The organism is Psychrobacter glacincola, assembly GCF_904846075.1.
GTDB lineage: Bacteria > Pseudomonadota > Gammaproteobacteria > Pseudomonadales > Moraxellaceae > Psychrobacter > Psychrobacter glacincola_C.
The window spans coordinates 589,917-603,970 of record NZ_CAJGZH010000002.1; the positions used below are offsets into that span (position 1 = coordinate 589,917).

The following is a 14,054-nucleotide window of genomic DNA, read 5'->3' on the forward strand; positions in this document are numbered from 1 at the left end:
TTTATAGCATTTAGTTTATAGGTAGATTAAAAGTAAGCTTTATTTTATTAGCTTGTCGAAACATCATTTGAGCTACTTTCTGCCCATAACAATGTATAAAGTTGAACCATTTCTTCTAAACTGGGTATTCGGGGATTGTTGTTAGGAGAACCTGAAGAAAATGCTTGTTCACACATGGTATTTATTAGCGCATCAAAATCGGTTTTTTGAACCCCAAATTGTTCTAATGTAGGAACTTTGAGTTCGATATTGAGATTTTTCAGATACGTAATCAAATTTATATTCGCTTGATCATCATTATCATTAAAGCTCGCCACTCCTAATGCACGTGCACACTCTGCATATCGTTCTGGAGTGCCTGATATGCCAAATTCAGTAATAGTTGGCAATAGCATCGCATTGGATAAACCATGTGGCACATGAAAAAAAGCGCCAATTGGTCTGCTCATTCCATGAACCAGAGCCACGGATGAATTACAGAATGCAATACCAGCTAACGTTGAGCCTAACATCATGGCTTCACGAGCAGCCTCATCTTCGCCGTCATCATAGGCCTTTTGTAGATTAGGCCCAATCAAACGTAATGCAGCTAAAGCTTGTTGATCGCTATAAGCATTGCGTTTTTGACTAACATAAGCCTCTATAGCGTGAGTCATCGCATCAATACCAGTATCAGCAGTGGTTCTAGGCGGCACACTCATAGTCAGACTATAATCAATAATCGCTGCTACTGGCATGAACCCCATACCAACGCACAACAGCTTCTCGTTATTGGTTTCATCAGTAATAATAGTAAACTTGGTCACCTCTGACCCTGTTCCTGCCGTAGTAGGTATCGCAATAATAGGTAAACCTACTTCATTTACTTGACGAGGAAATTTATAGTCATTAATGACGCCACCAAACTTCCCTAAAATTGAAATGGCTTTTGCGCTATCTATAGGACTACCACCACCTAAGGCAATCAAACCATCATATTCTTGATTCCGTACCTGCTGCACTCCTGATTCAATAGAGCTTTCAGTAGGTTCAGGCATAGTATCTGAGAACACATCAGCCGTAATCTGAACTTCTTTCAAAATAGTTTGTAATGTATCTACATAACCCAATTTAACCATCATCTCATCCGTAATGATGAGAGGCTTTTTTATTCCCAAGCTATCTAATATAGTCGGTAGCTTTTGACATGCATCGCGGCCTACCTCCATGATTCTTGGGAGAAGAATACTATGTGACATATTTACCTATCCTTGTGTTAATCACTGTTTGTTTATTACTGTGCTAAAACGAGCCCATTAATGTACCTAAGGTAATTACTGCTATAAGTGCAAGCACAGGTACTGCAACAGCTACCACAAAAATATCTTTATAAGATTCTCTGTGAGTGAGCTGACAAATTACGAGTAGAGTTATAACTGCACCGTTATGAGGAAGAGCATCTAAACCACCTGATGCTATCGAAGCTACACGATGCATTAACTCGGGATTGATACCAAATTGAGAAGCTAACTGAAGATAGTTATCCCCCATTGTATTAAGAGCAATACTTAGTCCACCAGACGCTGAGCCAGTAATACCTGCCATAACGTTGACGAAAACAGCTTCTGAAATCAGAGGATTTCCTGGAGACAAACCTAATAAGAATTCTTTGACAATTATGAACCCGGTTAAAGTAGCGATAACCGACCCATAACCAACTTCAGAGGCTGTATTAAAAATAGGAAGTAATGAACCAAGTGCACCCTCACTGAGCGATTCTTTTAGGTTTTTCCAACGCTTCCAATTAAGCAGAATCATCGCTCCACAAGACACTACTAAAGCTATAACAATAGCCCAGATCCCTAGCACCTTGGTTAGTGGGACAGCACCAAACTCTTCACTTGCTAGATAACTATTGTCCATACTAGGTAATAGCCATTTCGTGCAAATGAAGTTAATTAATATGACTAATATGATTGGTAGTAACGCCACCAGTAATGAAGGTTTAGAGCTACGATCGACTACAGCTAACTTATCATTATGATGTTGACCATAACCCTCTCCTGCATTTAAAGCCGCTTTAGTACGATAATTAAGCCAAATCATGCCACCTACTAGCATAATCAAGCCACCGATAGCACCAAGACCAGGGGTTGCAAAAGAATCTGTTTTGAAAAACGGCATAGGAATGGCATTTTGAATTGCCGGTGTCCCTGGTAAAGCAGTCATCGTGAAGGTCAAAGCACCTAAGGCGATAGCACCAGGAATAAGTCTTTTAGGGATATTTAATTCACGGAATAGAGCGGCAGCAATGGGATATACGGCAAAGCCTACTACAAATAACGATACTCCACCGTAAGTCAAAATAGCACAAGCCATTACAATTGATAAAACGGCTTGTTTCTTACCAAGTTTAGTGACAAGCGACTCTGAGATGCTAAGTGCGGACCCTGAGTCATCCATCAGTTTTCCAAATATAGCACCTAGTAGGAAAAGTGGGAAAAAGCTGATGATATACCCACCGAGACCTTTCATAAATACTTGCGTATAGACGCCTAGCATCGTATTAGCCTCACCACTCAGAAGTACAGCTAACATAGCTAATAATGGTGCTAATAAAATGACACTGTGACCACGATAAGCTAAATACATTAGCAGGCCTAGCGATAGTAAAATCGGTAATAAACTTATCATATGCACTCCTTGTGCTATATAAACATAAAATCCATTTTCTAAAATTTCACATAACGATAGAATTTTTATCGTTATGTGAAATTAACAGAATATTTTTATAATAACAAGCCTTAAATCATTAAATATTATCGTTATAATGATTAGAAACATTAGAAGTCATATGGTTAGGGAGTTACAAAGATATGAGTAACATTAAAAAGAAGGGCTCAAGTGTTGAGCGGGTTTTGCAGATTGTGGAAATTCTAGCGAGGTCGCAAAGACCAATGAGCGTTAGCGACTTAGCAGATACATTGGATGTACCTATACCTAGTATGTACAGGTTGTTAGATCAGCTACAAAATATTGGATTCGTACAATTGGACTTGCCTGGGAAGGTGACCTCTGGGAAAAGAACCTATAAGTTAGCGATGGACCTATTACAGAATAATCATTTTAAAATTGAAAGACTTGCAATATTACAGCAGCTTTCAGCGCAAATAGGAGAAACCGTAGGCATTGCAATTATGAAAGACCTAGATGTAGTTTATGTAGATCGCGTTTTGTCTGACTGGCCACTTCAAATATATCTGCCAGTAGGAACTCATGTACCGATTTGGGCAAGTGCTAGTGGGAAGCTATTCTTATCACAACTATCCAATGCAAAATGCGAACGTATCATTAATAAATTATCGATACATGCATTGACTACCAATACGCAGACAGATAAAAAGCAATTGATGCAGACTATTGCTAAGACACGGGACACAAGAGTAGGAATAGATGACGAAGAGTTTATTCCTGGCATGGTTGCTTGTGCTGTACTCATTCCCAATGATGAAAACAAAACGTTTGCTACAGTATTTACCCATGGCCCAACTGTAAGAAAAACTTTGGATGAGCTTTTAGAATATGTACCTATTATGCGAGAAGCTGCTCTCGAGCTATCCGTTACTTTTAATCAGGACTATGATTAAGCTTCTAAAAGACTTAGTTTATTTCTGTTAGATAATTATAGGTGTAGAGATTTTAAACTAGTTTCTTGAATGCACTCTTAACGATTTAAGCAAGCATAATCAATAACAATTAAGTGTGCAGCTTTTTTTAATTAATAGTAAGTACAGTTAATAACAGACATGTTCTCAGTCCTATCTGATCTATTAGTATTTACAAAACATCTAAAAGCTTTTCCTACCCATCTTTAGAATTTTATATTCTTTATTTTTTGAGATTAGTAAGTGAAGTTATAGAACTCTGATGCTAGATAGGAGGCCGTCCTAAATAAGCTTTATTTAACAATTTTTCTAGCTCATCGTAATTGTATTCACGAGGATTATAATAAGGGCTGTCACACACCATCCTTGCTACATCAGCGGGACCCTAGGTAAACCAATATCTTTTAAAGCCAATTCAATACCTAAAGACTGGTTTAGACGGTAAATTGCCAAGCCAACTTCTTCACGGCTGCTGACGTCTAAAGCCTCTGCCAGTCTATCCATCGCTTCAATATCAGCGTTACGATTGTAATGTACTGAATACGCAAGCGTAATGGCATGTGCTTGCGCATGCGGTAGGTTAAAAGTGCCACCTAGGGTATGGCAGATTTTATGGTGAATGGCCATACCAACCGAACCAAGACAAATACCAGCAAGCCATGCACCATAGCTTGCTTTTTGGCGGGCTGAAATATTGGTGAGCTCTTTGACAAGCACAGGCAAGGAAGACTTTAATGCTTTGATAGATTCAATCGCCATCAGGCTGATGATTGGGTTTTTGTCCTTAGCATATAACGCTTCTACAGCGTGCGCCATAGCATTCATACCTGAGCAAGCTGAGATTTTAGCGGGTAATGCTTGGTTTAACTTCGGATCATAAATCACCACCTTAGGTAGGACATGACTGTCTTTACCAGTAGTTTTTAGATTGTTTTTGGTCAAACCATAAATAGTTGTCATCTCGCTACCGGCATAGGTAGTCGGTATGGCAACGATAGGTAAATGTGTTTTCAAAGCAATTATTTTTGCAAGTCCAATTGTAGAGCCGCCGCCCAAAGCCAGACAACAATCAATATCACTCTCTTTGGCAAATTTTACTGCTTTATTCGCCACGTCAACTGGCACATGCATGACAGCATGCGGATACACGCCTACACAGATTTCTTGTAGTTCTTTTGCCAATTTACGACCCGCTTCTTCTTGACCAGGTGTCGTAATCACCAATACCTTATGATAACTATGCTGAAGTAATATATCTTTGACTTCATTTGACTTTCCCACGCCAAAATGAACGTCAACTGGTAAGGCTTTATAATGAAATTCTTGCATAAAATTATCCTTTTATGAGTTCATATTAGGATTCTTAATGAGTGCAGAGTCTCTCAAATCTTCTCACGTTTATAATCAAACCCTTCTATATCATAAAACTGATAAGTTACTTCTAACAAGGTTTTTAGCAATTCTGATTTATCAAAGTGTCTAACACTCATGATGATAGGCGACGTTAATAGATCGTTTTCAAATGGAATATAAATCACTTCCTGACTACGCAAATGCTCTAAGGTTTTAGGCACGATCGTCAAACCTTCTCCTGCTGCGACTAATCCTAAAGCAACATGCAGCTCTCGCACCTCAGTAAAATAATTGGCTTTTAGGTTACGAGATTCAAATAGCTCCAAGACATAGTCAATAAAACTGGGACGAGGTCCGGTGGGATAGAGTATCAATTTCTCATTGGTTAAATCCATGAGACTTACTACTCTACTTTGCTCTTTTGCTAAGTCATGGTCTTTGGGAACCGCGACTACTAAGCTTTCTTCTCTTAATAATATACGCCTAATAGAAGCGTCCTCAAATAACATCCGTCCAAAACCCACATCTATTTTACCCTCTGTAAGGGCTTGTGTTTGCTCCCATGAGTTAAGCTCTTGCAGCTTAATCTCTATATTTGGATAGCATGCGCGAAAGCGGGCAATAATTTTCGGTAAGATGCCATAGAGTATCGAGGACACAAAACCTATAGATATTGAGTTATCAAAATTGGCCTTACGCATTGTCATAGATTTTAATTTGTCAGACTTTGCGAGTATCTGAACAGCATGATCATAAAAAAACTCGCCAGCCTCAGTAAGTTTCAAAGGTCTATTATCTCTATCAATCAGCATCACCCCGACTTCTTCTTCCAACTGCTTTATTTGCCGGCTCAGTGGCGGTTGTGAAATATACAAACGCTCTGCTGCCTTATTAAAGCTCTTTTCCTCTGCTACTGCTACAAAGTAGCGTAAATGTCTCAATTCCATTGAATGTTATTCCTTGAGTGACCTTACAGGGTTATCGATACCTAAAGAACATAACATAGTGCAATCTAGTTATCAAAATACCTAAAAGGTATTAATAATAGACTAAATAGGTCTTAGACATGTCGTTATCTAGCATCTATAGTTCTTATTAAGCATAAGGAAGCACCATTTACTTAATAGGGACTGTCATGATTCGTTCAATCAATACTTTATTGGTACCGATACCTACTATTCGAGCTCATAAGCTTGCTTGTACCGTTATGAACGAACAAGTTTTGGTATTGGTACACATTCAAACAGAAGATGGCTATGAAGGTTGGGGCGAAGCGACCACCATTGGCGGTCTAAGCTACGCAGAAGAAAGCCCTCATAGCATCAAGACTAATATCGATACCTACTTTACGCCTCTTTTATTAAAAGAGCAGCCTACTAGCACAGCAAAAGCCATGCAGCTGCTCAATCTTCATATCAATGGCAACCGCTTTGCAAAGTGCGCGATTGAAACTGCCCTACTCGACATTGAAGGTAAACGTCTAAACCTACCAGTAAGTGAGCTAATTGGCGGTCGTGTCCGTGATCGTATCGAAGTGGCTTGGACCCTTGCCAGCGGCAATACAGCGACCGATATTAAGGAAGCTAAACGCATGATTGAGCAAAAGCGCCATCGCATTTTTAAATTAAAAATCGGTAGCAATCCGATTGTTGTTGATGTTGCCCACGTATTAGCCATTAAAAAAGCACTACCTGACTGCCGTATCACGGTTGATGTCAACCAAGCATGGACAGAGCTTGAGGCTATGCAAGGTATTAGCCTATTGCAAGCTGGCGGCGTTGATTTAATAGAACAACCTGTCTCAATGCGCAATAAAGCCGCCCTAAAACGCTTAACCGAACATTTCGATGTAGCCATTATGGCGGATGAAATTGTCCAAGATCCTCAGAATGCCTTTCATTTAGCAGCAGATCATTATGCTGATGTTTTTGCCGTGAAAATAAATCAAGCAGGCGGATTAAAAGCAGCATGCTTAATCGGACAAATGGCACATCTAGCAGGTATCGAGCTCTATGGTGGCACCATGTTAGAAGGTCCTATCGGTACGGCCGCATCCGCCCATGTATTCTCAACCTATCCCAGTTTAAATTTCGATACAGAACTTTTTGGTCCTTTACTATTAACCGAAGACGTTTTAGTAAAGCCTCTTGATTATCAAGACTTTGGTTTAAATGTTCCTACAGGCGCAGGTATTGGCATCGAAGTAGACAGCGATAAAATCTACCACTATGCCAAACAAACCATCACCAATTTACCTAAATCATAAAAGACTTAATTTTCTACTAACGCTCAAACTGAAACACTGTAAAAGTCAGCCAAGTTATCTTTCATCACGTATAAGGAAATCATTATGTTATACCACGTCAGAATGGATGTCTTAATCCCAACAGATATGGACGCCGATAAAGTCAACGAGCTTAAAGCCACAGAAAAAGCACTATCACAAAAACTGCAAGAGCAAGGTAAATGGCGTCATATTTGGCGCATAGCAGGTCAGTATTCTAATTTTAGCATCTTTGATGTTGAGAGTAATGAAGAGCTACACGACATCATGATGTCGCTACCGCTTTATCCATACATGAAGGTTGAAGTGACACCGTTATTACGTCATCCATCTTCTGTTCGTAGTGATGACAGCTAAACCAAGCAAGTAAAGCGAATATCAGATTCTATAAAAACTGAGTAAGAGTACTCAATATAGTTACCCTTTATTAAAACAGTCCTCAACAAGGAGAGAGACATGGAACGCAGCCAAATTGAAGCATTAGCCACTCAATTCATCAAAGGCAAAATCGACTTCCCTGAGCAAGTCAATCCACGTGTACAAGCAATTGTTCTACGTATTGTCACAGACCTTATGCAAACCATTAACGACTTAAAAATTACCGCCGATGAGTATTGGTCTGGGGTTGAGTTTATCGGTGACTTGGGCAAAGAAGCAGGTTTATTATCGCCCGGCCTTGGTTTTGATCACTTCATGGATTTAATGATTGAAGAGGATTTAAAAGCAGCCGGTCTTGACGGTGGTACTGTACGTACTATTGAAGGTCCACTCTATGTCGCTGGTGCGCCAGAAGAAAAAGGCTTTGCGCGTCTAGATGATGGCACTGACCTTGACAATGGCACCGTGCTATTTATGCAAGGCACTGTTTATGGTGAAGATGGAAAGCCTCTTCCAAATGCAAAAGTTGAAGTGTGGCATGCCAACAGCTTAGGTAACTACTCTTTCTTTGATGAATCACAGTCTCATTTCAACTTACGTCGTAGCATCATTACCGATGAAAACGGAAATTATGCATTCCGCAGCATCGTGCCGCTAGGTTACTCGGTACCACCAGAAGGAATGACGCAAAAAGTATTGGGCGCGCTAGGACGTCACGGTCATCGCCCAGCTCACATTCATTTCTTTGCCAGTGCTGATGGTCATCGCAAACTGACCACGCAGATTAACATCGATGGCGATGAGTACCTATGGGATGACTTTGCTTTTGCAAGCCGCGAAGGTTTGGTACCAGAGGTAACGATGGTCGAAGATGCGGACAAGCTAAAAGAAAAAGCGCTTGATAAGCCTTACGCAAGTATCGACTTTGACTTTCATTTAGTAAAAGACATTGACCAAGCTATACAAGGCAGCGAAGTAGAACGCCGCCGTGCTCAAGGTTAATGAGCACTCATATTAAATAGCATTAATTAATAACTATTAGCGACTTACGTTTGATATGTCCTCAGTTGTCGTATCAAACGTTAGCTTCTAATCTCATTTTATACCGTCATTATACAAGGAAGGCAGCCATGAGCGAGCGTATCAATCTAGTACCTGAAGGATCAGACATCACTATTGATGATTTTTTAGAAGAAAACAGCGAAAAAGGGATTTATCGCCTGCATCGTAGCGCCTTCACTAACGAAGAGTTGTTCGAGCTTGAGATGAAGTACATCTTCGAAAACAATTGGGTGTATTTGGCTCATGAGTCTCAAGTTCCTGATAACAACGACTACTACACCTCATACATTGGCCGTCAGCCCGTCATTCTCGCCCGCAATAAAGAGGGTGAGCTACATTGCATGATTAACTCATGCTCTCACCGTGGTGCACAGCTCTGCCGACATAAAAAGGGCAATAAAGCCACTTACACTTGCCCGTTTCATGGTTGGACCTTTAACAACTCAGGTAAGCTGCTTAAAGTTAAAGACCCAAGACACGCCGGCTACCCAGAATGTTTCAATAAAGAAGGTTCACACGACCTAAAACAAGTGAAAATGGCCAATTATAAAGGCTTTATCTTTGCTAGCTTAAATGATGATGTTCAGTCAATTGAAGACTGGCTTGGCGGCTCTACCAAAATTCTTGACATGATTGTCAATCAGTCGCCAGAAGGTCTAGAAGTTCTACGCGGCACATCAACCTATACTTTTGATGGTAACTGGAAACTGCAAGCTGAAAACGGTGCTGATGGCTATCACGTATCAGCTGTGCATTGGAATTATGCGGCTACCACTGCACGTCGTAAAGAACAAGAAGCAGTCAAAGAAGACAATATCAAAGCCATGAACGCTGGCAAATGGGGTCGACAAGGCGGTGGGTTTTATTCTTTTGAAAACGGTCACATGCTGTTATGGACACAGTGGGAAAACCCACAAGACCGTCCAAACTACGCTTATCGCGATGAGTATGTCGCCAGCTACGGTGAAGCCATGGCGGACTGGATGATTGAACGCTCACGTAACTTATGCCTATATCCAAACGTCTACATCATGGATCAGTTCGGCTCACAAATTCGTATGCTCCGCCCTATCGCGGTTGACAAAACTGAAGTTAGCATCTGGTGTATCGCACCAAAAGGCGAAAGCGATGAGTCACGTGCACGCCGTATCCGTCAGTATGAAGATTTCTTTAACGTTACTGGTATGGCAACCCCTGATGACTTAGAAGAGTTCCGCTCATGCCAAGAAGGTTATAACGGTATCAAGCTTGAATGGAATGATATGTGCCGAGGCTCCGAGCACTGGATTCAAGGTGCAGATGAAGGCGCGGCCGCTATTGACCTCAAACCTTTAATGAGTGGTGTTAAGACTGAAGATGAAGGACTATATACCGTCCAACATCGCTACTGGCATGAAGAGATGAAAAAAGCTCTAGAGCAAGAGCAGCAGCTACACGGTGCTAATAGCGACTAATACATTTTTTATTATTACTCTGCTATTTATTGTAGAACTGACAAAAAATAAGGATATCAATCATGAAAAATGCAACGGTTAACATTGAAGACATTAGACAGTTTCTATACCGTGAAGCGCGTTTATTGGATGAGAAAAAATGGGAAGAATGGCTCACTTATTACGATGAAGACTGCCCTTTCTGGATGCCAAGTTGGGATGATGATGGTCAGCTCATCAGCGACCCACAACGAGAAATCTCGCTGATTTATTATCCGGATCGCCGTGGTCTTGAAGATCGTATCTTCCGCATCGAGACTGAGCGCTCATCAGCGACCATTCCTGATACGCGTACCACGCACAATTTATCGAATATTGAACTACTCGAAGACAATGACGGTATTGTGACGGTGCGTTTCAACTGGATCAACAAGTCCTTTCGCTATCACGAGACCAATACCTATTGGGGTTACTCTCAGTACAAAATAGACATGACTCAAGACCAACCAAAAATTTTGGATAAGTATGTGGTCTTAAAAGACGACTATGTGCATCAAATCATGGACGTCTATCACGTCTAATCATTATTCACTCATTATTTAGCCACTAGCTTTTAATTAATACGTGTTGAAAAGGGATATTTCTCATGGAATATAATATTGCTCTACAGTTCGAAGACGGCGTCACAGGCTTCATCAAATGTGAAGCCGACGAAACCGTCGCCGAAGCAGCGTATCGTCAAAAATTTAATATCCCTGTGGATTGCCTTGATGGCGCTTGCGGTACTTGCCGTTGCCATTGTGAATCTGGCAGCTACGACATGCACCCTGATATGTATATCGAAGATGCACTGACAGAAGCTGAAGCTGCTGAAGGTTATGTACTCACCTGTCAGATGATTCCAGAAAGCGACTGCGTGATCAAAGTACCAACCTCCTCTGAAGCTTGCAAAGTCGGCAAGTCTGTATTCAAAGGCAAACTACAACAGCTGAATGTACTGTCAGAATCTACCCTTCACTTTGGCGTCGAAGTCGACAATCCAGATGCACTAGTATTTTTGCCAGGCCAGTATGTCAATGTCAGTATTCCTGATTCTAACGAGACACGCTCCTATTCATTTAGCTCTATACCTAGTGCCAATCAGGCCGAATTTGTCGTCCGCAATATTCCTAATGGCAAGATGAGCACCTTCTTATCTGATACTGCAACTATAGGTCAAGAGATTAATTTTGAGGGTCCATTTGGTAGCTTTTACCTGCGCCCTCTGATCCGCCCAACTCTATTTCTAGCAGGCGGTACCGGTATCGCGCCTTTTTTATCGATGCTAAAAAGTTTAGAGGTGTCTGGTGCCCATCATCCTGTCAGGATGGTCTACGGCGTCACCAACGATTTTGATCTGATAGAAGTTGAGAAACTAGAAGAAGTCAAACAAAACCACCCTTGGTTTGACTACCGCACCTGTGTGGCCACTGAAGACAGCCAGCATGAGCGTAAAGGCTATGTCACCGGTCATGTTGATAATGAGTGGCTAAACGATGGTGACGTCGATGTCTACTTGTGTGGTCCGTTAGGGATGGTGGATGCGGTGAGTAACTGGTTAGACAGCAGCAATCTAAAACCGTGCAATTTTTACTATGAAAAATTCACGCCCAGTGAACAATAACATAGCTTAGCCGTATTACTCTACTAGCAAAGCATGAGCAAGATTTTTAGGAGACTGTCATGAGTAAAAGATTTGATAATAAAGTATGTATCGTTACTGGTGCCGCCCAAGGCATCGGGCGCGGAGTCGCATTACGCTTAGCAAGTGAGGGCGGAAAAATCGTCATGGCAGACTTTTCTCCATTAGTAGAAGAGGTGCTGGCTGAAATCATTGCTAATGGTGGACAAGCCGTTACCATTCAAGCTGACCTTGAAACCCGTCAAGGTGCTAAAGAGGCTATTGATAAGGCACTTGATAGCTATGGGCGTATCGATATATTAGTCAACAATGTCGGCGGCGCAATATGGATGAAACCTTTTACCTGCTTCTCTGAAGCAGAAATCCAAAAGGAAATCAGTCGCTCATTATTTCCAACATTATGGTGTTGTCATGCGGTATTACCAACCATGGTCAAACAGCAGTCAGGCATTATTGTTAATGTGTCCTCTATCGCTACTCGTGGTATCAACCGCATACCCTACTCGACAGCGAAAGGCGGCGTGAACGCCATGACCGCATCGCTCGCTTTTGAGTATGCAAACGATGGCATCCGTGTGAATGCCGTGGCAACTGGCGGTACTGAAGCGCCGCCCAGAAAGATTCCACGTAACACCAAACCATTAACTGATGATGAAAAATCATGGATGAATGCGGTGGTTGATCAGACCATTGATCGCACCTTTATGAAACGCTACGGCACGATAGATGAGCAAGTCAATGCCATCTTGTTTTTAGCATCCGATGAGTCTTCTTATATTACTGGTAATACCATTCCTGTAGGCGGTGGCGACGAAGGCTAATAATAAATCTGTCAATCAGTAGCATGCATCTTAATTTGCAACCCCGTAACGAATGCTAATTTGCAAGGAAGCAATATGGCCTCTGTAATCCAAACCTTAAAAAACGACTGGTCGCTCTCTGCATCGGTTGCAGGGTTCTTAGCGGTTCTTATTTCCTATGCAGGTCCTTTGATTATTTTTTTTCAGGCCGCACAAGCCGCACAAGCCGCACAAGTATCGGATGCCATGATGGCGTCTTGGATTTGGGGTGTCTCCATTGGTGCTGCCATTCCTGGTATTTATTTATCTATTAAATATAAAACACCGGTTATTACAGCATGGTCCGCACCTGGTACCGCTTTACTGGTTACCCTATTTCCACAGATGAGTATTAATGAAGCTGTTGCCGGTTATATCATCTCAGCGATTGTCATATTTATTATTGGAGCGACAGGTTACTTCGACAAAATATTAAAATGGATTCCTAACGGTATCGCCGCTGGCATGATGGCAGGCATCCTATTTCAGTTCGGCTTAGAATTATTTAAAGCCACTGATAGCATGCCATTTATCGTCTTTAGCATGCTCGGTTGCTATTTATTAGCCAAACGCTTTTCGCCGCGCTATACGATGATCTGGGTGTTGATATGCGGTGTTATCTTAAGCGTCTTACTTGGCAAAATGAACCCTGTCCATTTCGATTTAGCCGTTACCATACCTAATTTTATTGCACCTGAATGGTCGTGGAACTCAACGTTTAACCTCGCTATACCACTCATCCTTGTGAGCTTAACTGGTCAATTCTTACCCGGCATGGCTATTTTAAATCTAAGTGGCTATGACACGCCAGCCAAGCCTATTGTGAGTGTTACAAGCCTCGCCTCTTTAGCAGTTGCATGTGTTGGTGGTATCACTATCGTACTTGCCGCTATCACAGCCGCGCTTTGTACTGGCAAAGATGCGCATGAACTTAAGGAAAAGCGCTATATCGCAGGTGTCGCTAATGGCATCTTCTATTTATTTGGCGGTTTATTTGCTGGCAGTATCGTGATGGTATTTAGCTTGCTTCCAAAAGAGCTTGTCGCGGCACTGGCCGGCCTTGCGTTAATCGGTGCCATTTCTGCCAATATCACCATTGCTATGAAAAATGATGAGCAAAGAGATGCAGCGTTAATTACCTTTTTGGCGACAGCATCGGGTATGAGCTTTTTGGGATTAAGCTCTGTGTTTTGGGGCATTCTTATTGGCATGATTGCTCACTATATTCTGACCAAAAAACGCCTACTACCAACATCATCTATCTCATTAACGACCTCTAATAATGAAGCCAATTAAAAGCAAGTCTCTTACAAAAAATTTAAGTAGTGTCAGAGCAATGAGTCTAACCCATGTACCACTTATTAATTTTAAAGACACTAC

The 14,054-nt window shown here is 41.5% G+C and carries 13 protein-coding genes; 9 read left to right on the top strand and 4 right to left on the bottom strand.

Annotated elements, in window-relative coordinates; genetic code table 11:
- Window positions 1–47 precede the first annotated feature (47 nt).
- Window positions 48–1,238, bottom strand: coding sequence for an iron-containing alcohol dehydrogenase (locus JMW85_RS08600; protein ID WP_201581464.1), 1,191 nt, complete (start codon window positions 1,236–1,238; stop codon window positions 48–50).
- Between the two features lie 43 nt (window positions 1,239–1,281).
- Window positions 1,282–2,673, bottom strand: coding sequence for a GntP family permease (locus tag JMW85_RS08605; protein WP_201581465.1), 1,392 nt, complete (start codon window positions 2,671–2,673; stop codon window positions 1,282–1,284).
- Between the two features lie 182 nt (window positions 2,674–2,855).
- Between JMW85_RS08605 and JMW85_RS08610 the strand changes: the two genes are divergently transcribed.
- A complete protein-coding gene (locus JMW85_RS08610; protein WP_201581466.1) occupies window positions 2,856–3,626 on the top strand; it encodes an IclR family transcriptional regulator in 771 nt (256 codons plus the stop codon).
- Window positions 3,627–4,013: 387 nt separating this feature from the next.
- On the opposite strand, the gene JMW85_RS08615 is transcribed toward JMW85_RS08610, so the two are convergent.
- Together JMW85_RS08615 and JMW85_RS08620 are read right to left on the bottom strand one after the other, a co-directional pair.
- Window positions 4,014–4,973 (bottom strand): maleylacetate reductase, encoded by a 960-nt coding sequence (locus JMW85_RS08615; protein ID WP_265090736.1) that lies wholly within the window; start codon window positions 4,971–4,973, stop codon window positions 4,014–4,016.
- A gap of 53 nt (window positions 4,974–5,026) precedes the next feature.
- Entirely contained in the window at window positions 5,027–5,944 is a 918-nt protein-coding gene (locus tag JMW85_RS08620) for a LysR family transcriptional regulator (protein ID WP_201581467.1), read from the bottom strand.
- A 188-nt stretch (window positions 5,945–6,132) separates the two neighbouring features.
- Between JMW85_RS08620 and JMW85_RS08625 the strand changes: the two genes are divergently transcribed.
- From JMW85_RS08625 to benE, 8 genes are all read left to right on the top strand, one after another.
- Entirely contained in the window at window positions 6,133–7,263 is a 1,131-nt protein-coding gene (locus JMW85_RS08625) for a muconate/chloromuconate family cycloisomerase (protein WP_201581468.1), read from the top strand.
- An 84-nt stretch (window positions 7,264–7,347) separates the two neighbouring features.
- Window positions 7,348–7,638 (top strand): muconolactone Delta-isomerase, encoded by a 291-nt coding sequence (catC, locus tag JMW85_RS08630; RefSeq protein WP_011513602.1) that lies wholly within the window; start codon window positions 7,348–7,350, stop codon window positions 7,636–7,638.
- 99 nt (window positions 7,639–7,737) lie between these two features.
- Complete coding sequence (gene catA / locus JMW85_RS08635) at window positions 7,738–8,661, top strand: catechol 1,2-dioxygenase (protein ID WP_201581469.1); 924 nt, start codon at window positions 7,738–7,740, stop codon at window positions 8,659–8,661.
- Between the two features lie 128 nt (window positions 8,662–8,789).
- On the top strand, window positions 8,790–10,175 hold the full coding sequence (benA, locus tag JMW85_RS08640) for a benzoate 1,2-dioxygenase large subunit (RefSeq protein WP_201581470.1): 1,386 nt from the start codon (window positions 8,790–8,792) through the stop codon (window positions 10,173–10,175).
- Window positions 10,176–10,237: 62 nt separating this feature from the next.
- Window positions 10,238–10,735, top strand: a complete 498-nt coding sequence (benB, locus tag JMW85_RS08645; protein WP_020443471.1) for a benzoate 1,2-dioxygenase small subunit — start codon at window positions 10,238–10,240, stop codon at window positions 10,733–10,735.
- Window positions 10,736–10,800: 65 nt separating this feature from the next.
- A complete protein-coding gene (benC, locus tag JMW85_RS08650) occupies window positions 10,801–11,817 on the top strand; it encodes a benzoate 1,2-dioxygenase electron transfer component BenC (RefSeq protein ID WP_201581471.1) in 1,017 nt (338 codons plus the stop codon).
- Window positions 11,818–11,876: 59 nt separating this feature from the next.
- On the top strand, window positions 11,877–12,656 hold the full coding sequence (locus JMW85_RS08655) for a 1,6-dihydroxycyclohexa-2,4-diene-1-carboxylate dehydrogenase (RefSeq protein WP_201581472.1): 780 nt from the start codon (window positions 11,877–11,879) through the stop codon (window positions 12,654–12,656).
- Window positions 12,657–12,731: 75 nt separating this feature from the next.
- Entirely contained in the window at window positions 12,732–13,970 is a 1,239-nt protein-coding gene (gene benE, locus JMW85_RS08660) for a benzoate/H(+) symporter BenE (RefSeq protein ID WP_201581473.1), read from the top strand.
- Window positions 13,971–14,054: the final 84 nt, after the last annotated feature.

What these genes read in the sequence shown, in the direction of transcription:
- JMW85_RS08600 (WP_201581464.1), bottom strand. Translation starts at nt 1,238, where the DNA reads ATGTCACATAGTATTCTTCTCCCAAGAATCATGGAGGTAGGCCGCGAT.
- JMW85_RS08605 (WP_201581465.1), bottom strand. Translation starts at nt 2,673, where the DNA reads ATGATAAGTTTATTACCGATTTTACTATCGCTAGGCCTGCTAATGTAT.
- JMW85_RS08610 (WP_201581466.1), top strand. Translation starts at nt 2,856, where the DNA reads ATGAGTAACATTAAAAAGAAGGGCTCAAGTGTTGAGCGGGTTTTGCAG.
- JMW85_RS08615 (WP_265090736.1), bottom strand. Translation starts at nt 4,973, where the DNA reads ATGCAAGAATTTCATTATAAAGCCTTACCAGTTGACGTTCATTTTGGC.
- JMW85_RS08620 (WP_201581467.1), bottom strand. Translation starts at nt 5,944, where the DNA reads ATGGAATTGAGACATTTACGCTACTTTGTAGCAGTAGCAGAGGAAAAG.
- JMW85_RS08625 (WP_201581468.1), top strand. Translation starts at nt 6,133, where the DNA reads ATGATTCGTTCAATCAATACTTTATTGGTACCGATACCTACTATTCGA.
- catC (WP_011513602.1), top strand. Translation starts at nt 7,348, where the DNA reads ATGTTATACCACGTCAGAATGGATGTCTTAATCCCAACAGATATGGAC.
- catA (WP_201581469.1), top strand. Translation starts at nt 7,738, where the DNA reads ATGGAACGCAGCCAAATTGAAGCATTAGCCACTCAATTCATCAAAGGC.
- benA (WP_201581470.1), top strand. Translation starts at nt 8,790, where the DNA reads ATGAGCGAGCGTATCAATCTAGTACCTGAAGGATCAGACATCACTATT.
- benB (WP_020443471.1), top strand. Translation starts at nt 10,238, where the DNA reads ATGAAAAATGCAACGGTTAACATTGAAGACATTAGACAGTTTCTATAC.
- benC (WP_201581471.1), top strand. Translation starts at nt 10,801, where the DNA reads ATGGAATATAATATTGCTCTACAGTTCGAAGACGGCGTCACAGGCTTC.
- JMW85_RS08655 (WP_201581472.1), top strand. Translation starts at nt 11,877, where the DNA reads ATGAGTAAAAGATTTGATAATAAAGTATGTATCGTTACTGGTGCCGCC.
- benE (WP_201581473.1), top strand. Translation starts at nt 12,732, where the DNA reads ATGGCCTCTGTAATCCAAACCTTAAAAAACGACTGGTCGCTCTCTGCA.